This is a genomic window from Mesorhizobium sp. WSM1386, from assembly GCF_055901595.1.
This window is the reverse complement of sequence record NZ_CM148373.1, coordinates 4,980,556-5,000,493: the sequence shown is the minus strand read 5'-3', so window position 1 is coordinate 5,000,493 and position 19,938 is coordinate 4,980,556. Positions and strand designations below refer to the sequence as shown.

Annotated in this window: 11 protein-coding genes; 7 read left to right on the top strand and 4 right to left on the bottom strand. The window is 64.9% G+C overall.

Going from position 1 to position 19,938, the window contains the following annotated elements; all coding sequences use genetic code 11:
• Positions 1-2 precede the first annotated feature (2 nt).
• Complete coding sequence (aztB, locus tag AC0NIH_RS24590; RefSeq protein ID WP_023780520.1) at positions 3-878, bottom strand: zinc ABC transporter permease AztB; 876 nt, start codon at positions 876-878, stop codon at positions 3-5.
• Positions 878-1,690, bottom strand: coding sequence for a zinc ABC transporter ATP-binding protein AztA (gene aztA, locus AC0NIH_RS24585; protein WP_473466624.1), 813 nt, complete (start codon positions 1,688-1,690; stop codon positions 878-880). Before aztA ends, aztB begins: the two co-directional genes overlap by 1 nt.
• Positions 1,691-1,913: 223 nt before the next feature.
• Here aztA and AC0NIH_RS24580 point away from each other — a divergent pair, with 223 nt between their 5' ends.
• Positions 1,914-2,258 carry a RidA family protein gene (locus tag AC0NIH_RS24580; protein WP_013896071.1) on the top strand — a complete coding sequence of 115 codons (345 nt, stop codon included), beginning with the start codon at positions 1,914-1,916 and terminating at the stop codon, positions 2,256-2,258.
• A gap of 180 nt (positions 2,259-2,438) precedes the next feature.
• Here the strand turns inward: AC0NIH_RS24580 and hutC are convergent, their stop codons facing one another.
• Both hutC and AC0NIH_RS24570 read right to left on the bottom strand, forming a co-directional pair.
• On the bottom strand, positions 2,439-3,179 hold the full coding sequence (gene hutC / locus AC0NIH_RS24575) for a histidine utilization repressor (RefSeq protein WP_473466625.1): 741 nt from the start codon (positions 3,177-3,179) through the stop codon (positions 2,439-2,441).
• Entirely contained in the window at positions 3,176-4,528 is a 1,353-nt protein-coding gene (locus AC0NIH_RS24570) for a formimidoylglutamate deiminase (RefSeq protein WP_473466627.1), read from the bottom strand. The genes hutC and AC0NIH_RS24570 overlap by 4 nt, the downstream gene beginning before the upstream one ends.
• Before the next feature lie 100 nt (positions 4,529-4,628).
• Between AC0NIH_RS24570 and hutI the strand changes: the two genes are divergently transcribed.
• From hutI to AC0NIH_RS24540, 6 genes are all read left to right on the top strand, one after another.
• Positions 4,629-5,864, top strand: coding sequence for an imidazolonepropionase (gene hutI / locus AC0NIH_RS24565; RefSeq protein ID WP_473466628.1), 1,236 nt, complete (start codon positions 4,629-4,631; stop codon positions 5,862-5,864).
• On the top strand, positions 5,861-7,396 hold the full coding sequence (gene hutH, locus AC0NIH_RS24560) for a histidine ammonia-lyase (RefSeq protein ID WP_473466629.1): 1,536 nt from the start codon (positions 5,861-5,863) through the stop codon (positions 7,394-7,396). Before hutI ends, hutH begins: the two co-directional genes overlap by 4 nt.
• Before the next feature lie 214 nt (positions 7,397-7,610).
• Positions 7,611-8,426: an N-formylglutamate deformylase gene (gene hutG, locus AC0NIH_RS24555; RefSeq protein WP_473466631.1), complete on the top strand. Its 816-nt coding sequence runs from the start codon at positions 7,611-7,613 to the stop codon at positions 8,424-8,426.
• Between the two features lie 31 nt (positions 8,427-8,457).
• Positions 8,458-10,128, top strand: a complete 1,671-nt coding sequence (gene hutU, locus AC0NIH_RS24550) for a urocanate hydratase (RefSeq protein WP_473466791.1) — start codon at positions 8,458-8,460, stop codon at positions 10,126-10,128.
• A gap of 12 nt (positions 10,129-10,140) precedes the next feature.
• On the top strand, positions 10,141-10,746 hold the full coding sequence (locus tag AC0NIH_RS24545; protein WP_473466633.1) for a HutD/Ves family protein: 606 nt from the start codon (positions 10,141-10,143) through the stop codon (positions 10,744-10,746).
• Positions 10,747-11,012: 266 nt separating this feature from the next.
• A complete protein-coding gene (locus AC0NIH_RS24540) occupies positions 11,013-19,610 on the top strand; it encodes a glycoside hydrolase family 94 protein (protein ID WP_473466635.1) in 8,598 nt (2,865 codons plus the stop codon).
• The last annotated feature ends 328 nt before the right edge of the window (positions 19,611-19,938 follow it).

Below are 19,938 nucleotides of genomic sequence, written 5' to 3'. Positions count from 1 at the left end.
GATCAGGCCGTTCTGTGACGGTGGTGGATGATGCGCGCGCGCAGGATGCCGCGCGTGCCGAACAGGATCGAGGCGAAATAGACGACGCCGGACGACAGGATGATGGCCGGCCCGGATGGCAGCGAGGCGTGATAGGACAACAGCAGGCCGGCGATGCAGGAGGCGAAACCGATCAGCACGGCCAGCACGCACATCGGCTCGACGCGCACGGTCCAGAAGCGGGCGGCAGCGGCCGGCAGCATCATCAGCCCGACCGACAGAAGCGTACCGAGCGCCTGGAAGCCGCCGACCAGATTGAGCACGACGAGGCCGAGGAAGATGAAATGCACCGGGCTGCCCATGCGGCTGACCGAGCGCAGGAACAGCGGATCGAGGCATTCGGCGACCAATGCCCGCCAGAAGATGGCAAGGCTGGCTAGAGTTACCGCAACGATGCCGCCGATCAGCGTCAGCGCTTCGTTGTTGAGTGCCAGCACGGTGCCGAACAGCACATGCATGAGATCGACACTGGAGCCGCGGATCGACACCATCAGCACGCCGATGGCGAGCGAGATCAAATAGAAGGCGGCCATCGAGGCGTCCTCGCGCTGGATGGTGAAGCGCGAGACCGCACCGGCGCCGAGCGCGACGATGACGCCGGCGATCAGGCCGCCAATCGTCATCGGCAGGATTTCCAGCCCATAGAACAGGAAGCCCGCGGCCGCACCCGGCAGGATGGCATGCGCCATGGCGTCGCCGGACAGGCTCATGCGCCGCAGCATCAGGAAGACGCCGACCGGGCAGGCGCCGAGCGACAGCATCAGCGAGCCGACCAGCGCCCGCTGCATGAAGGCGAAATCGGCGAAGGGTGCGATCAAGAGACCGTAGAGCGTGTCCATCAGGCAGCCCTCGGTCCGGCGCCGTGGTGATGGTCGTGATCGTGGCTATGATGGTCGTGATCGTGCCCATGGGCGTGCTCGTCCGGCTCGCACCAGGGAGCGTTTTCCTCCCAGGCCTCGTGAAAACGGCGTGCGCGCAAAAGATTTTCCGGCTTCAACGTTTCCCTGGTTTCGCCCCAGGCGATGGGCTGGCGGGCCAAAAGCAGCGTTTCGGGGAAATTCTGGCGCACCAGGTCGAGATCGTGGACGACGACCATGATGGTGCGTTCCTCGCCATGCCAGCGCTTGATCAGCGCGATCAGGTCGCCGACCGTCTTGGCGTCGACGGCGTTGAACGGCTCGTCGAGCAGGATCAGGTCGGCATCCTGCAGCAGCACGCGGGCAAACAATGTGCGCTGCAACTGCCCGCCCGACAGCGTGTCGATCGGCCGCTTCTCGAAACCGCCGAGGCCGACCGCCATCAGCGCCTGGCTGACGGATTCGCGGTCTTCCTTGGTGTAGCGGCCGAGCATGCCGCGCTTCGGCCACAGGCCGAGCGAGACCAGATCGACGACGCGCGCCGGGAAGGAACGGTCGAGTTCCGATTGCTGGGGAAGATAGGCGGCGCGCAAGCCAGGCGCCCGGATCACGCTGCCGGCCATCGGCTTGAGAACCCCGACAATACCCTTCATCAGCGTCGACTTACCCGAACCGTTGGCGCCGACCACGGCCGTCAGCGAACCCTTGCGGATCGTGCCGTCGAGGTGATGGATCGCGGGATGGCTGTTGTAGCCCAGCGTCAGGTCACGGAATGTCAGGCAGGTCTGGGTCATATCATTCCGTGGGCAGGTCACATCCGGCTGCATGCAGAGGCCGGTTGGATATGTGATGTTATTACATTAGTCAACAAGCCAATCCGGCGGAATTGCGGCCGGCGGCTCAACTTGCCGTGAATCCTGTCCCTGGCTGGTCCAAGGGGATTCGGGCCGGCGGCCTTGCCCGAAGCAAGTCGCGACTCTAAAGAGGCGCGACTGACAAAAGGAAGGAAAACATCCCATGAGCATTCGTCGCATCGATGTAGGTCCGCGCATGACCCAGATCGTCATCCATGGCAACACCGTCTACCTGGCCGGCCAGGTCGGCGAGCCGGGCGGCAATGTTGCCTCGCAGACCCGGGATATCCTGGCGACCATCGACGAGTTGCTGGCCAAGGCCGGCACCGACAAGACCAAGATCCTGCAAGCAATCATCTGGCTGGACGACATGGGCACCTTCGCCGAGATGAATGCGGAATGGGACAAGTGGGTGCCAAAGGGCCACACGCCCGCCCGCGCCACCGGCGAAGCCAAGCTCGCCAGCCCGGAATATCTGGTCGAGATCATTATCACGGCGGCGATTTGAGGCGTTGAAACCGCCAATCTCCCCCCTCGTGGGGGAGATGCCTGGCAAGGCAGAGAGGGGCGCTGTCCCGCCGGCCTTTCCGTTTTTCGAGTAAGTTCATGGCAGGCAAAATCGAGGGTCGCGCTCTACGACGCCCCCCTCTGGCCTGCCGGCCATCTCCCCCACGAGGGGGGAGATCAGCTACCCCTGCGGCCTGAACCTTGCCACCAGCGTGTGGCTCTCGGCCGCGTAGGTGAAGCGGACATGGGTGACCGGGTGTTCGGCGCTCCATGTCCGTCGTTCGACCACCAGGCAAGGCGCGCCGGCGCCGATGTCGAGCGCCGCCGCGATGTGCCTGTCGGCGGCAACCGCGCGGATGCGGTGCTCGGCCTCGCTCCACGGCACGCGGCCGATCAGCCACGGGCCAGGCGCGACATCGAGAAATTCTTCGTCGGCCGCCCCAGGCACGGCGGCGAGGTTGATCAGCCGCTGTTCATGCGCGAACGGCCGCTTGCCGGCGAAATGCCGGCATTCCAGCGCCAGCACCGATCCGGCGGCGTCGAGTTCCAGCAGGCCGCGATCCTCAGTGGTGCTGCGCCTTTTGTGCCGCGCTACGCGCTCGTAGCGATAGGCTAGGCCAAGCGCTTCGACCTCGATCCTGATGTCGTGGATTTCCAGCACCGCCGCCTGCGACTGCGGCTGGCGGACGAAACTGCCGGAGCGCCGCCGCCGTTCGATCAGCCCGGCCTTGGCCAGCTGCGACAGTGCCTTGTTCACCGTCATGCGCGAACAGCCATATTGGTCAGTCAGTTCATGCTCGAACGGGATGCGATGGCCGGGCGCCCACGTGCCGGACAGGATCTTCTCGCTGATGTCGGACAGGATGCGCTGGTGGAGCGAGCCGCCGCCGATGTCGGCATCCGCTATTGCGATCGCGTTCATGCTGAAAGTGCTGTCATGACGCCACGAAACCGTGCGGCGATGGCCTCGCGCTTGGCATGCTTGCCGGCACTGACTTGCTTTTGCCCATGCACCCAGACGCAATCGACCTTGCTGCCGTTGGCGAAGATCCAGGCATCGAGGATCGCGTCGCCGGTCTTGCCTGCCAGCGAGGGGTTGTCGGCATCGAGCGAGACGAGATCGGCGGCGGCACCGGTGGCGATCTCGGAGGCGCCGGCGCCAAGCGCGACGCTGCCTCCGTCGAGTGCCGCGTCGAACAGCGCGCGCCCGGTCGAACCGCCTGCCATCGCCAGCACGTTACGGGCGCGGTGGGCGAGGCGCTGTGAATATTCGAGCTGGCGCAATTCGTCGAGCAGGCCGATCAGCACGTTGGAATCGGAGCCGATGCCGAAGCGCCCGCCATGTTCCCGGAACAACGGCGCGGCAAAGGTGCCGTCGCCGAGATTGGCCTCGGTGATCGGGCACAGGCCGGCGATGGCGCCGCTCCTGGCCATGCCGATGGTTTCCGCATCGGTCATGTGGGTGGCGTGGATCAGGCACCAGCGCTGGTCGACCTCAGCGTTGGCGAGCAAGAATTCGACCGGACGCGCACCGGACCAGGCGAGGCAGTCTTCGACTTCCTTCACCTGCTCGGCGACATGAATGTGGATTGGCCCATCGGGCGCCAGTGCCGCGATGGCCGTGAGTTCTTCGGGCGTCGCGGCGCGCAGGCTGTGCGGTGCGACGCCGACGACAGCTTGATTCAACGCGCGAACCGATTCGCGGCTTTTCTCAACGAGCCGGGAGAACTGATTCACATCGTTGACGAATCGCCGCTGGCCCTCGTTTGGAGCCGCGCCGCCAAAAGACGAATGCGCGTAAAACACCGGCAGCAGCGTCAGGCCAATGCCGGTTTCGCCGGCCGCTGCCGCGATCCGCTCGGCCATCTCGGCAAGATTGGCGTAGGGTTTTCCATCGCGATCATGATGCAGATAGTGAAATTCGCCGACCCGTGAAAAGCCGGCCTCCAGCATTTCGACGTAGAGCTGCGCGGCAACCGCCTCGACCTGGTCGGGCGTCATCGACAGCGCGAAGCGGTACATCACCTCGCGCCAGCTCCAGAAACTGTCTGCGGAAGGGCCGCGAAGCTCGGCAAGCCCCGCCATGCCGCGCTGGAAGGCGTGGCTGTGCAAATTGGGCATGCCGGGCAGTACAATGGAATGACGCTCGTCGCCGGCCGATGCAACGGCTCCGGGCTCGACGGCCGTAACGCGTCCATTGGCGAAAATGATCCGCACATTGTTGTGCCATCCATCGGGAAGGAGAGCCTGTTCCGCAAGGATCGCTGTCACTTTTTTCTCTCCGCTTCCCTGTCTTGCATGCGATGATAGCACTTGCAGTGTGTTTCAATATGTATATACATAATCGCCGCCGATTGAAACGGAAAAGATGATGGCCGCAGAGAGCAAAAGCCGGGCAGGGGATCTTCGTCTGTGGCGCAATGCGCGCCTGGCGACCATGGCCGAAAGTTCCGCCGGACTTGGTGTCGTCGAACATGGCGCGGTAGCCGCACGCGATGGCCGCATTGTCTATGCCGGCCCGGAATCGGAGATGCCGGCGGTATTTTTGCAAGGGGCCGAGACCGTCGATTGCGATGGCCGTTGGATCACGCCGGGCCTGATCGACTGCCACACGCATCTTGTCTATGCCGGCAACCGCGCCAACGAATTCGAGATGCGGCTGGCCGGCGCGACCTATGAGGAAGTCGCCCGGGCCGGTGGCGGTATTGTGTCCTCGGTCAAGTCGCTGCGCGCCGCCAGCGAGGATGAGCTCGTTGCCCAGACGCTGCCGCGCCTCGATGCGCTGATGGCCGAGGGTGTCACGTCGGTCGAAGTCAAATCGGGCTATGGCCTCGATCTCGACAATGAAAAGAAGTCGCTGCGCGCCGCCCGCCGGCTGGGCGGAGAACGGGCGGTGACGATCCGCGCGACCTGTCTGGCTGCGCATGCCCTGCCGCCCGAAGCAAAGGGGGACAAGGACGCTTTTATCGATCTGGTCGCTAGGCAGATTGTTCCGGCGGTTGCCGCCGAAGGACTGGCGGATGCGGTCGACGGTTTTTGCGAAGGCATAGCGTTCTCGCCGGAGCAGATGGCGCGCGTTTTCGATGCCGCCAAGGCCTTGGGCCTGCCGGTCAAGCTTCACGCCGACCAACTGTCCAACCTGCATGGCGCCGAACTTGCCGCGCGCTATGGCGCGTTGTCGGCGGATCATCTCGAATACACGGATGAGGCGGGCGCTGCCGCGATGGCGAAGGCCGGCACGGTGGCGACCATCCTGCCCGGCGCTTACTATTTCATCCGCGAAACGAAGAAGCCGCCTGTCGACTTGTTCCGCCGCCATGGTGTGAAGATGGCGGTGGCGACGGACAGCAATCCCGGCACGTCGCCGCTCACCTCGCTGTTGCTCACGATGAATATGGCGGCGACGCTCTTTGGCTTGACCGTCGACGAGTGCCTTGCCGGCGTCACCCGCGAGGCCGCGCGAGCCCTTGGCCTTCTCGACAAGGCCGGCACGCTGGAAGCCGGAAAATCCGCCGACCTGGCGATCTGGGACATCGAGCGCCCCGCCGAACTCGTCTACCGCATGGGCTTCAACCCGCTCCATGCCCGCATCTGGAGAGGACAATGACCGAACTGACCCTGAAGCCCGGCAATGCGACGCTGGCCGACTGGCGCGCCATCTATCGTGGCGCCGTGCCAAAACTCGACGGTGCCTGCCGTCCAAAGATCAAGGCGAGCGCCGAGGCCGTCGCCAGGATCGTTGCCAAGGGTGAGCCCGTCTATGGCATCAACACCGGATTCGGCAAACTGGCCAGCGTCCGCATCCCGGCCAGTGATCTCGAGACCTTGCAGCGCAACATCGTGCTGTCGCACGCCGCCGGCGTCGGTGAACCGATGCCGGTTGCCGTGGCCCGGCTGATGATGGCGCTGAAACTTGCGAGCCTCGCGCAGGGCGCCTCCGGCGTCCGCTCCGAGACCATCGAGTTGCTTGAGGCAATGCTCGCCAACGACGTCATCCCGGTGGTGCCGGCGCAAGGCTCGGTCGGCGCCTCCGGCGATCTCGCGCCGCTGTCGCACATGACGGCGGTGATGATCGGCGTCGGCGAATGCTTCACCCCGCATGGCCGCTTTCCGGCCAAGGTCGCCTTCGTCTCGCACGGACTGGAGCCGGTGACATTGGGCGCCAAGGAAGGCTTGGCACTGCTCAACGGCACGCAGTTCTCGACCGCCTACGCGCTCGCCGCCCTGTTCGAGGCCGAAGTGCTCTACCAGTCGGCGCTGGTTGCCGGCGCGCTCTCGACCGACGCGGCCAGGGGCTCCGACGCGCCCTTCGATCCGCGCATCCATGTGCTGCGAAAGCATCCCGGCCAGATCGAGACGGCGGACGCGCTGCGCAATTTGATGGCCGGCAGCGCCATCAGGGAATCGCACCGTGTCGGCGACGAGCGGGTGCAGGATCCCTATTGCCTGCGCTGCCAGCCGCAGGTCATGGGCGCCGCACTCACCGTGCTGCGTCAGGCCGCCGACACGCTCGGCACCGAGGCCAATGGCGTCACCGACAATCCGCTGATCTTCGCCGAGGACGACACCGCGCTTTCCGGCGGCAATTTCCACGCCGAGCCGGTGGCCTTCGCCGCCGACATGATCGCGCTTGCGGTCTGCGAGATCGGCTCGCTGTCGGAACGCCGCATCGCCATGCTGGTCGACCCCGCGCTGTCCGGCATGCCGGCCTTCCTGACGCCGAAGCCCGGCCTGAACTCCGGCTTCATGATCCCGCAGGTGACGGCGGCCGCGCTCGTTTCGGAAAACAAGCAGAAGGCCTATCCGGCGAGCGTCGATTCCATTCCGACCTCGGCCAACCAGGAAGACCACGTCTCGATGGCCGCGCATGGCGCCCGCCGCCTGATAGGCATGGTCGAGAATGCCACCGCGGTGATCGGCATCGAGTTGCTGGCCGCCGCGCAGGGCTGCGATTTCCATGCCCCGCTGGCTTCGAGCGATGCGCTGGAAGCCGTGCGCAAGCTCGTCCGGGACGAGGTGCCGCATCTCGACAACGACCGGCATTTTCATCCCGACATGGAGAAGGCAATCGCCATGGTGCGCAGTGGCGCGACCGTGAGGGCGGCCGGCGCGGTGGCGCTGCCGGGAATTGCATCGTGAATACAGCCGTAGGCCGCGTTCTGTCGCGCCCCCCTCTGTCCTGCCGGACATCTCCCCCACAAGTGGGGAGATCAGCAGTTTCCTTGGCGCCGCTCTTCCTTCAACGCTGGCGATTGGCGAAAGCCGTCGCTACGGCCAATCTCCCCCCAAGAGGGGGAGATGTCCGGCAGGACAGAGGGGGGCGCCGTAGAGCTCCAACCTGCGGAGGTTTCGCATGACACCTCCTTGGCTGACAGTAAAACAAGGCACCGCGCCGCTGCTGGTGTCGATCCCGCACACCGGCATCGACCTCGCCGGCCTCGAAAACCGGCTGGTGTCGCCCTGGCTCGGACGCCGCGACTGCGACTGGTGGATCGACAATCTCTATGATTTTGCCACTGACCTCGGCGCGACGATCGTCCACACCGCCATTTCGCGCACGGTGATCGACGTCAATCGAGACCCTTCGGGTGTTTCGCTCTATCCCGGCCAGACGACGACCGGACTCTGTCCGACCGAGACCTTCGATGGCGACCCGCTTTACCGCATGGGTGATGAGCCGACACCGGCGGAAATCGACCGGCGCCGCGAAACCTATTTCGAGCCCTACCATGCCGCCCTGCAGGCCGAGATCGACCGGCTGCGCGGCATGCACGACAAGATCGTCCTCTACGACTGCCACTCGATCCGCTCGATAGTGCCGCGCCTGTTCGAAGGCACGCTGCCGGTTTTCAATCTCGGCACCAATGATGGCAAGAGCGCCGACCCGGCGCTGCAGGAGAAGGTGGCTGCAATCTTGGCCGGCACCGGCGAAAGCTGGGTGATCAACGGTCGCTTCAAGGGTGGCTGGATCACTCGCAGCTTCGGCCAGCCGCAGAACAGTGTCCATGCGCTGCAGATGGAACTCTCCAACCGGGGCTACATGCGCGAGCCCGACGAGAAGGGCTCGCCGGAGAACTGGCCGGTCCCTTACGATGCCACCTATGCGGCGCCGATCCGCGCCACGCTGAAGACGATCCTCGAAACCGCGATCGACTGGGCAGCGCGCTGACGCGCCGCCGTCTTGCTTGAAAGGGATAATGATGACCAATCCTCGCCACAACATCCGCGAAGTGCGCAGCCCCCGCGGCGACAAGCTCAATGCCCGGTATTGGACGACCGAGGCGCCGCTGCGCATGCTGATGAACAATCTCGATCCCGACGTCGCCGAGAACCCCAACGAACTGGTCGTCTATGGCGGTATCGGCCGGGCGGCGCGCACCTGGAACGATTTTGACAGCATCGTTGCCTCGCTGAAGACGCTTGGCGAGGACGAGACGCTCTTGGTGCAGTCCGGCAAGCCGGTCGGTGTGTTCCGCACGCACGCGGATGCGCCCCGCGTCCTGATCGCCAACTCCAACCTGGTGCCGCACTGGGCGAATTGGGATAAATTCAACGAGCTCGATAAGAAGGGCCTGATGATGTACGGCCAGATGACGGCCGGCTCGTGGATTTACATCGGTACGCAAGGCATCGTGCAGGGCACCTACGAGACCTTCGTCGAGGCCGGCCGCCAGCACTATGGCGGCAATCTCAAGGGCAAGTGGATTCTGACCGGCGGCCTCGGCGGCATGGGTGGCGCCCAGCCGCTGGCCGCCGTCATGGCCGGCGCCTGCTGCCTGGCGATCGAATGCAATCCTGATTCGATCGATTTCCGCTTGCGCACCCGTTATGTCGACGAGAAGGCCGAGACGCTCGACGAGGCGATGGCGATGATCGAGCGCTGGACCAAGGCCGGCGAGGCGAAGTCGGTCGGCCTGCTCGGCAATGCGGCCGAGATCGTGCCCGAAATGTTCAGGCGCGGCATCCGCCCCGACATGGTCACCGACCAGACCTCGGCCCATGACCCGATCAACGGCTATCTGCCGAAGGGATGGACCATGGCCGAGTGGCGCGAGAAGCGCGTCAGCGACCCGAAGACGGTCGAGAAGGCTGCCCGTGCCTCGATGCGCGAACATGTCGAGGCGATGGTGGCGTTCTGGAACGCTGGCGTGCCGACGCTCGACTACGGCAACAACATCCGCCAGGTGGCCAAGGACGAAGGCTTTGAGAACGCCTTTGCCTTCCCCGGCTTCGTGCCGGCCTATATCCGGCCGCTGTTCTGCCGTGGCATCGGTCCGTTCCGCTGGGCCGCACTTTCGGGCGATCCCGAGGATATCTACAAGACCGACGCCAAGGTGCGCGAACTGACGCCGGGCAACACCCATCTGCACAACTGGCTGGACATGGCGCGCCAGCGCATTTCCTTTCAAGGGCTGCCGGCGCGTATCTGCTGGGTTGGCCTCGGCGACCGCCACAGGCTCGGCCTCGCCTTCAACGAGATGGTGGCCAAGGGCGAGCTCAAGGCGCCGGTCGTCATCGGCCGCGATCACCTCGATTCGGGTTCGGTCGCTTCGCCCAACCGCGAAACCGAAGCCATGAAGGACGGGTCGGACGCCGTCTCCGACTGGCCACTGCTCAATGCGCTGCTCAACACCGCGTCGGGCGCCACCTGGGTATCGCTGCATCATGGCGGCGGCGTCGGCATGGGTTTTTCCCAGCATGCCGGCATGGTCATCGTCGCCGACGGCACGCCGGACGCCGCAAGGCGGCTGGAGCGGGTGCTGTGGAACGATCCGGCGACCGGCGTCATGCGCCACGCCGACGCCGGCTACGACATCGCCCTCGATTGCGCCAGGGAGCACCAGCTCAACCTGCCCGGCATTCTCGGCTGACAGGCTGAACTCATGCGCATCCTTCGCGCCGCCGATTACCGCGTCATGCCGTGGAAGAACGGCGGCGGCACGACGACCGAAATCGCCGTTTCGCCCGACGGTGCCGGGCTCGACGATTTCGACTGGCGCGTCTCGATGGCGCGTGTCGAAGGCAGCGGCCCATTCTCGAAGTTTGCCGGGATCGATCGCACGCTGGCCATACTTGAAGGCGAGGGCATCGTGCTCGATATTGCCGGCCGCCCGCTGACATCGGTCAACAGGACAACCGACCTGTTTTCCTTTCCGGCCGATGTGCCGACGTCGGCCACGCTGGTTGGCGGTCCGATAACCGACCTCAACGTCATGACCCGCCGCGGCAGGACGACGCACTCGGTCGAACGCCTGGTCGTTTCTGCCCCAGTGGAAATCCGGACGGAGCCCGGCACGACCCTCGTCCTGTGCCTGGACGGGGAGGTGGTCATCGCCGCCGCCGAACCGGCTCGCCTTGGTCCGTTCGACACGCTGCTGGTCGAGCGCGCCGCCGTCACCCTGCCTATCCAGCCCAGCTTGCTTGCCCAGCCTACCCATGACACGACGCTGTTCGTGATCCGCATCGGCGGCATCCGCGGCAACGATTAACGCTTGTTTCCAAACATGATCGCGATGCCGGCGAAATATAGCGTAAGCTCTTGCCGGCATCACGAAAAAGCCTGAATCCTCCCCGTCGATCGACCCCGACGAGGAGAGGGGCGCTCGTCTTTGAATGTTGTCGAGAGATGACGCCCTGTCGCGGTGCGGAAACAAACTTTCGGCAAGTGGGATCATGCAACCAATTGCATTTGAATCGGTTTTAGGGCCATTGCCGTGGCGGTGACGCCGCTGAGTGGCCGCTTACGGAATTTTCAATGAATATTCAGACGAATCCAGCACACATCGAGAAGACGAGCGCGAGCTTTCCGGCCATCACGGAAGAGCCGATAAGATCGACCTTCTTGCCGGAGGAACGCCTCCGGCTGCTCGGCGAAAGCCTGGCAAAAGGCGATCTCACCGACCTGTTCGGTCTGACGCCATTCGACTTCCAGGCCCGTATCCGTGACAGCGCCAAGAAGATACTGGAAGTCTACCGGTCGACCAATGCCGCACAGGGCAAGGGAGAGACGATCACCCCGGCCGCGCAATGGCTGCTCGACAACAACTACCTAGTCGAGGAGACCATTTTCCAGGTCAAGCGCGATCTGCCGCGCCGCTTCTATCGCCAGTTGCCGACGTTGAAGCTGCCCGATGGCAGCACCGTGCCGCGCGCGCTGGCGCTGGCCTGGACCTATGTTGCGCATTCGGACAGTTCCGTCTCGGCAACCATGTTCAAGGCGATCGTCCAGGGTTTTCAGTCGGTCGAGCCGCTGAAGATCGGCGAACTCTGGGCCCTGCCGTCCCTCCTGCGCTTCGTGCTGATCGAGAATCTCCGCCGGCTGGCGGTCAGGGTCAATCGCACCCGCCAGATGCGCCAGATCTCAAACGACGTGGCCGACAAGGTGCTGGCGACCGACGACAGTGCCGACCGGCAGGCGATCCTGGCCAATTTCAGCGCGCACGCGCAGGACACCACCTTTGCCACCCAGCTTCTCTATCGCCTGCGCGATGGGTCGCAGAATGCCGGCAAGGCCCTGGAATGGCTTGAAGGCGAGCTCGAGAAGACCGGCTCCGATGCCGAGGAGATCATCATCTCCGAGCACCACACGCTCTCCAGCGGCAATGTGACGACCGGCAACATCATCCGCGGCCTGCGCCTCATCAACGACGTCGACTGGACGGTGTGGTTCGAGGGCGTCAGCCGTATCGATACGGTGCTGCGCGAGCGCACCGACTTCGCCGCTCTCGACTTCTTCTCGCGCGATCAATACCGCACCGCGATCGAGGAATTGGCGCGCCGCTCGAACCTGTCGGAATACCGCGTCGCCGAAAAGGCCATCGAACTGGCCGGCCAAGCCGCAAGCGAACATGCCGCCAGTGAACTTGCGTCGGCTGGCGATGCTGCTGATTCCGTGCCGGCTCCGTCCGCGCACACCGATGTCGGCTTCTTCCTCGTCGGCCCGCGCCGGCTGGAGCTGGAGAAGGCGATCGGCTATCGGCAGACGATCAGCCAGACGGTCAAGCGCACCTTCGCCAAGACCGGATGGGTGGGCATCGTGCTGCCGGTGTTTGCGCTTACCGCCCTGCTGCTCGTCGTCACCGGAAACGCCTTGGCCAACCTTGGTCTGTCGGTGACCTCGATCGTCCTGATGCTGGCTCTGTTTGCCGTACCGGCGAGCGAGGGCGCGCTGGCGTTCTTCAACACCGTGGTCTCGCTGTTCCTCAAGCCGACACGCCTTATCGGCTATGACTACAGGCATGGCGTGCCGCCCGAGGCGCGCACGCTGGTGGTGGTGCCATCGCTGATCGGCTCGCGTGACGATGTCGAGGAAAACATCCGCAACATCGAAGTGCACTACCTCGCCAATCTCGCGGACGAGATCCATTTCGCGCTGCTGTCGGACTGGCCCGACAGCAAGATCGAGATCGATGCGGCCGACACCGAGATCCTCGAATTCGCCCACGCCGAGATCGCCCGCCTCAACGCCCGCTATCCCTCGGAGGGCGCACCGCGCTTCTACCTCCTGCACCGCCGCCGGCTCTTCAACGCGGCGCAAGGCGCCTGGATGGGCTGGGAACGCAAGCGCGGCAAGCTGCATGAGCTTGACCTTTTGCTGCGCGGCGACAGCGACACCACCTTCCTGCCCCTGGAGGTGCCGCTGCCGGAGAAAGTCGTCCATGTGATGACGCTCGACGCCGATACCCGCACCACCCGCGACGCGGTGGCGACCCTGGTCGGCAAGCTCTGCCACCCGCTCAACCGCCCGCATTTCGACGCAACGCGGCGCGTCGTCACCGCCGGCTACACGATCCTGCAGCCGCGCATCACCGCTTCGCTCACCAGCGGCGACGAGGCCTCATTCTTCCAGCGTGTGTTCTCGGCCAACCGCGGCCTCGACCCCTATGTCTTCGCTGTCTCGGACCTCTATCAGGATGTCTTCGGCGATGGTTCCTTCACCGGCAAGGGTCTCTATCATGTCGACGCCTTCGAGGCGGCGCTGAAGGGCCGCATCGAGGAAAACACCATCCTCAGCCACGATCTGCTCGAGGGCGCGCTGGCGCGTTCGGCGCTGGTCACCGATGTCGAGCTGGTCGAGGACTATCCGACCCGCTACTCCGTCGATGCCTCGCGCCACCATCGCTGGGCACGCGGCGACTGGCAGCTCCTGGGCTTCATCCTCGATCCGCGCTCCGGCGTTCCGGCCTTGTCGCGCTGGAAGATGATCGACAATCTGCGCCGTTCGCTGACGCCCATCTTCTGGGTGATGGCGGCGATCGCCGGCTGGACCTTGCTGCCCTTCACGCAGGCCGCGCAATGGCAGGCCTTGCTGATCCTCAGCCTGTTCATGGCGCCGACCTTCGACGTCGTCAACGCCATCCTGCCCAAGAGTGGCGACCAGACGCCGCGCGGCCATTTCTCGGCACTCGCCCGCGACGTCGCCTTCGGCACCGCCATGGTGGCACTGAAGATCGTGCTGATGGCGCACAACGCCTGGATGATGGGCGATGCCATCGTGCGCACGCTCTACCGGTTGTTCGTCAGCCGCCAGAACCTTCTGGAATGGCGCACCGCTTCGCAGGCCCACAAGGCCGGCGACAACGATATCGGCTCGTACTACGGCATGATGTACGGAGCCGTGATCATCGGCTTCGTCGGCCTCGCCATTCCAGTGCTGGCCGATTCCACCGGCGCCTTCGTCGCCTTCTTCTTCGCCCTGTTCTGGATCGGCTCGCCGGCGATCGCCAGCTGGATCAGCCGCTCGGCCGAAACCGAGGACCGCTTGCGCATATCGCAGGCCGATATCCATACGCTGCGCACCGTGGCGCGGCGCACCTGGCATTATTTCGAAACCTTCGTCACGGCGGAGCATCACCATCTGCCGCCCGACAATTTCCAGGAAAGCCCGGCGCCGGTCGTGGCGCCGCGCACCTCGCCGACCAATGTCGGTGTCTACCTCTTGTCGGTCGTCTCCGCGCGCGATTTCGGCTGGATCAGCCTGTCCGACGCCATCACCCGCATCGACGCCACCATGGCGACCATCGAGAGCATGCCGCGCGAGCGCGGCCACCTCTTCAACTGGTATGACACCACGACGCTGAAGCCGCTCTATCCGCTCTATATTTCCGCTGTCGACAGCGGCAACCTCGCTGGCCATCTTGTCGCGGTGGCGGCTGCCTGTGCCGAATGGGCGGAAGCGCCTTCCGTTCACCTCCAGGGCGATTTCGAGGGCATTCTCGACACCGTCACCATCCTCAGTGAAAGCCTTGATGAGCTGCCTGACGACCGCCGCCAGTTGCGGCCCTTGCGCCAGCGTCTCGTCGACCGCCTCGACGGCATGCGGCGCGCGGTCGATACTATCAAGGCGCAGCCGGAGATGGCCTCGATCCGCACCATCAACCTGGCCGTGCTGGCGGGCGAGATCCGCAAGCTGGCGACCGCCATCCATACCGAGGCGGCATCGGCCCAGAGCGACATCATCGTCGACTGGGCGGCCAGGCTGGAAGCGACTTGCGAGGCGCATGTCCACGATGCTCACAGCGACGAAAACGCCGTCGAGGCGCTGCGCGCCAAGCTCCTGACCTTGCGCGAGCGCACGCGCCGTTTCGCCTTCGAGATGGAATTTGCCTTCCTGATGCGACCGGAACGCAAGCTTCTGTCGATCGGCTACCGGGTCGAGGAACATCAGCTCGACGAAAGCTGCTACGACCTTCTCGCCTCCGAGGCGCGGCTGACCAGCCTGTTCGCCATCGCCAAGGGCGACCTGCCGACCGAGCACTGGTTCCGGCTCGGCCGCCCGATCGTCGAGATCGGCTTCCAGGGCTCGCTGATGTCCTGGTCGGGCTCGATGTTCGAGTATCTGATGCCGCCGCTGGTGATGAAGGAGCCGCAAGGCTCGATCCTCAACCAGACCAGCAAGCTGATCATCAAGCGCCAGATGCAGTACGGCCGCCAGAAGAACGTGCCGTGGGGCATTTCGGAAGCGGCCTACAATGCCCGCGACCGGGAACTGACCTACCAGTACACCAATTTCGGCGTGCCCGGGCTTGGGCTGAAGCGCGGCCTTGGCCAGAATACGGTGATCGCACCCTATGCCACCATACTGGCGGCGCAGTTCAACCCGCGCGAAGCGGTGCAGAATCTTGCGCGTCTGCGCGAGATCGGCGCGCTTGGTCCCCATGGCTACTACGATGCGGTCGATTTCACGCCGCAGCGCGTGCCTGAAGGCACCAACCATGCGGTCGTGCTGAATTACTATGCGCACCATTCGGGCATGTCGATCGCGGCGGTGGCCGACGCGATCTTCGAGGGTCGCCTGCGCGACCGCTTCCACAGCGATCCGGTCATTGAATCGGCCGAACTCTTGCTGCAGGAGAGGGCGCCGCGCGACATCCCGACGGCGACCGTCCGCACCGAGGCCGACGAGCGCTCCAAGGACGAGACCGAGATCGAGAGCCCCGATACCCGCATCGTGCTTGATCCCATGCGGGCGCTGCGTTCGACCAACGTGATGTCGAACGGCCGCTATTCGGTGATGGTGACCGCGACCGGCTCCGGCTACAGCCGCTGGGGCGATCTTGCCGTCACGCGCTGGCAGCCCGACCCGGTCGAGGACCGGCTTGGTTCCTACATTTTCCTGCGCGACGCCACCACGGGCGACTGGTGGTCGGCGACATCGGAGCCCAAGCACGCGGCCGAGGAAAAGACGCAGACCCTGTTCTCCGACGACAAGGCAAGCTTCGTAAAGTTGGTTGGCACGCTGCGCTCCGAAGTGGAATGCATCGTCGTCTCCGAAGGCAATGGCGAAGGCCGGCGCGTCACCCTGTTCAACGAAGGGCCGACCGACCGTCACATCGAAGTGACGTCCTTTGCCGAGCTGGTGCTGGGTTTGGAGGCTTCCGACAACGCGCATCCGGCCTTCTCGAAGATGTTCGTGGAGACCGAAATCGCCGCCAACAACGGCGCCATCTTCGCCACGCGCCGCAAGCGCGAAACCAGCGAGCCCGACATCACCCTGGTGCATTTCGTCACCGATCCGTCCGGGCCGGCGCGTGACGCCGAGGCAGAGACCGACAGGCGCGCCTTCATCGGCCGTGGCCGCACCATCGTCGATGCCGCCGCCTTCGATCCCGGCGCCAGGCTCGGCGGCCGCTCCGGCTTCACGCTCGATCCCATCGCCTCTCTGCGCCGCCAGGTGCGCGTGCCCGCCAACAAGAAGATATCGCTGACTTTCTGGACCGTCGTCGGGGCCAACCGCACCGAGCTGGAGGAGGCCATAAACCGCCTCGACCATCAGGAGAGCTTTGCCCGCCAGGCCATGCTTGCGTGGACCCGCAGCCAGGTGCAGACCCGCCATATGGGCCTCAGCCTCGCCGATGCCGCCAATGTGCAGAAACTGGCCCGCTATCTGATCTATCCCGATCCGTTCCTCCGCCTGCCGGCCGATTCCATCGCTGCGGGCCTTGGCAAGCAGTCCAGCCTGTGGCCGACCAGCATCTCCGGCGATTTCCCGATCTTCCTGGTCAGGATCGGCGATGTCGCCGATCTGGAGATCGTTGCCCAGGCGCTGCGCTTCCAGGAATACATGCGCACCCGCGGCATGATGATCGACTTCGTCGTCGTTAACGAGCAGGCCTCGTCCTATGTCCAGGACCTGCAGCGTGCGGTCGAGACGCTTTGTGAAAACAGCCGTCTGCGCGGCAAGGAACTCGGCCCCCGACAGCACATCTTCGCGGTGCGCCGCGACCTGATGGAAGAAACCACCTACAGGACGCTGCTCGCAGTCGCCCGGGTGGTGCTGCATACGCGCAACGGCACCATCTTCGACCAGATCGAGCGGGCCGATGCGGCTGCCTTGCAGGCGCGCGACGGCCTTCAGCCGGCCGGGCTGCCGGCTCCGCGCGAAATTACGGCGCCGACGACGCATGCGTTCGCCTCGCAGGCCCTGGCCGATGTCAGCGCCGATGGCGCCGGCCTCAGCCAGTGGAACGGTTTCGGTGGCTTCGACGGCGACGGGCGGCACTATGTGGTGCGCCTTGCCGGCCGGCGCACCACGCCGCAGCCATGGATCAACGTCGTCTCAAATGCTTCTTTCGGCTTCCACACCTCGGCCGAAGGCGCGGCCTTCACCTGGAGCCGCAACAGCCGCGACTACCAGTTGACGCCGTGGTCGAACGACCCGGTCTCGAACCGGCCGGGCGAGGGCATCTATATCTACGACCAGGCCAGCGGCCGGGCATTCTCGCCGCTCGCAGCCATGGTACGCGATCCCTCGATGACCTACGAGGCCTGGCATGGCCAGGGCTTCTCGACTTTCCGCTCGAAGCGCGGGCCTCTGTCGATGGACCTGACCCATGTCGTCGATCCCATCGATCCGGTGAAGATCACGCGCCTGCGCATCCAGAACTCCGGCTCGGTGCCGTCGCGCCTGCGCGTCTATGCCTATGCCGAATGGGTGCTTGGCGGGCATCGGTCCCGCACCGCGGCAACCATCGTCCCGTCGCGCGACGGCGCGACCGGGGCGTTGCTGGCGCAAAACCCATACGGCCTCGATTTCAGCGAGCGGGTGGCTTTCCTCGCCGCCGATGCCGGCGTCCACTCGGTGACGGCGGACCGCGCCGAATTCCTCGGCCGGCATGGCTCCAGCGAGCTGCCGCAGGCGGTGCTGAGCGGTGCGGCCTTGTCGGGCCGCGTCGAGGCCGGAGACGATCCTTGCGCGGCGATCGCCCGCGACATCGAGATTCCGGCCGGTGGCGACGTCACGCTGCTCTGGCTGCTTGGCGACGCCGAGTCCTCCGCGCAGGCGAGCGCGCTGGTGGAAAGACACCGCGGCAAGGATTTCGACCAGCGCCTGGCCGACAACGAGCGCGAGTGGCGCGGTTTCCTCGACACCATCCAGGTCGAGACGCCGGACAAGGCCCTCGACGCCATGGTCAATCACTGGCTGCCCTACCAGAGCCTTGCCTGCCGTATCCGCGCCCGCTCGGCCTTCTACCAGGCGAGCGGCGCGTTTGGCTTCCGCGACCAGTTGCAGGACACGCTGGCTCTGCTGGCGCACGATCCGACGCTGGCGCGCGACCAGATCCTCAACGCCGCGCGGCGACAGTTCCCCGAGGGTGATGTGCAGCACTGGTGGCTGCCGCGCACCGGAGCCGGCGTGCGCACCATGATCTCCGACGACGTGGTCTGGCTGGCCCATGCCACGGCGCGCTATCTGACGGTGACCGGCGACGCCGGCATCCTGAAGGAGCAACTGCCCTTCATCGACGGGCAGGCGCTGGGCGAGGGCGAACACGATGCCTTCTTCACCCCGGAAATCTCGAAGAAGACCGTGTCGCTCTACGACCATTGCGCGCGTGCGCTCGACCTTGCCATCAAGCGCAGCAGTCCTGGCGGCCTGCCGCTGATCCTCGGCGGCGACTGGAACGACGGCATGAACCGCGTCGGCGAGCACGGCAAGGGCGAGAGCGTGTGGCTGGGCTGGTTCCTGCTGAAGACGCTGGGCGATTTCGCCCCCGTCGCCAAGGCCGAGGGCGACACCAAGCGCGCGCAGGCCTGGGCAAAGCATGCCGAGGCGCTGAAGCGGGCGCTTGAAAGCACGGCGTGGGACGGCGAATGGTACCGGCGCGGCAGCTTCGACGACGGCACGCCTCTGGGCTCCCGCACGTCGCAGGAGTGCAAGATCGACTCCATCGCACAATCCTGGAGCGTGCTTTCGGGCGAGGGCGACCCGGCGCGGTCGACGACGGCGATGCAGCAGGCGACGAAGCTGCTCGTCGACGACAAGCTCAAGATCGTGAAACTGTTCACGCCGCCCTTCTCGAAGACGCAGAAGGACCCCGGCTATATCAAGAGCTATCCGCCGGGCGTGCGCGAGAATGGCGGCCAGTACACCCACGCCGCCACCTGGTTCGTCATTGCGCTGGCCGAGATGGGGCTCACCGACGAAGCCTATCGCTGCTTCTCGATGCTGAATCCGGTCAACCACGCCTTCGACGAGGCCTCGGCCGAGCATTACCGTGTCGAACCCTATGTGGTCGCTGCCGACATCTATGCCGGAGACGACAAGGGAGGCCGTGGCGGCTGGACCTGGTACACCGGCTCGGCCGGTTGGCTCTACCGGGCGGCGGTCGAAGGCATTCTCGGCATCGAACGGCGCGGCAAGCAGATCACATTACGGCCGAAACTGCCCAGCCACTGGGATGGCTACCAGGCTTCGCTCAAAATGCTGGGCGCCGAGATCAAGGTTCATGTCGTTCGCGACAAAAAAACCAAGACCATCTCGCTTGAAGTCAATGGTTCGAAGACAAAGTCCGCGTCCTTCGAACCCAAAGCCGGCAGCCAGACCGAGGTTGTGGTCAAGATACCGGGGTGAAATCAAAAGGTTAATCCGACCCATCGCGCGTCCTGCGGGGCGCGCGAAGCCGCGCCCGGTTTACTTGCGCGAGATCCGTGGCGGCAACCGGCGGGTGGCCCCTGAATAGGCCGTTCAAGCCTGCTGTGATTAAAAATGTGGCACTGCTCTGCCGTTGCCATGATTTTGCCGCAAGGCTGACATTTCACCTTTTATCTCAAACTGTTAGGTGATCACGTCAGATTTCGCATCGTCGTCATCTTTTGTTCGCTAAATGGGAACGGAAGCGATAGACGGGCATTGTTTTGCGACGCGTCAACCGTTACGTGTCATTAAATGGTGCAGTGCA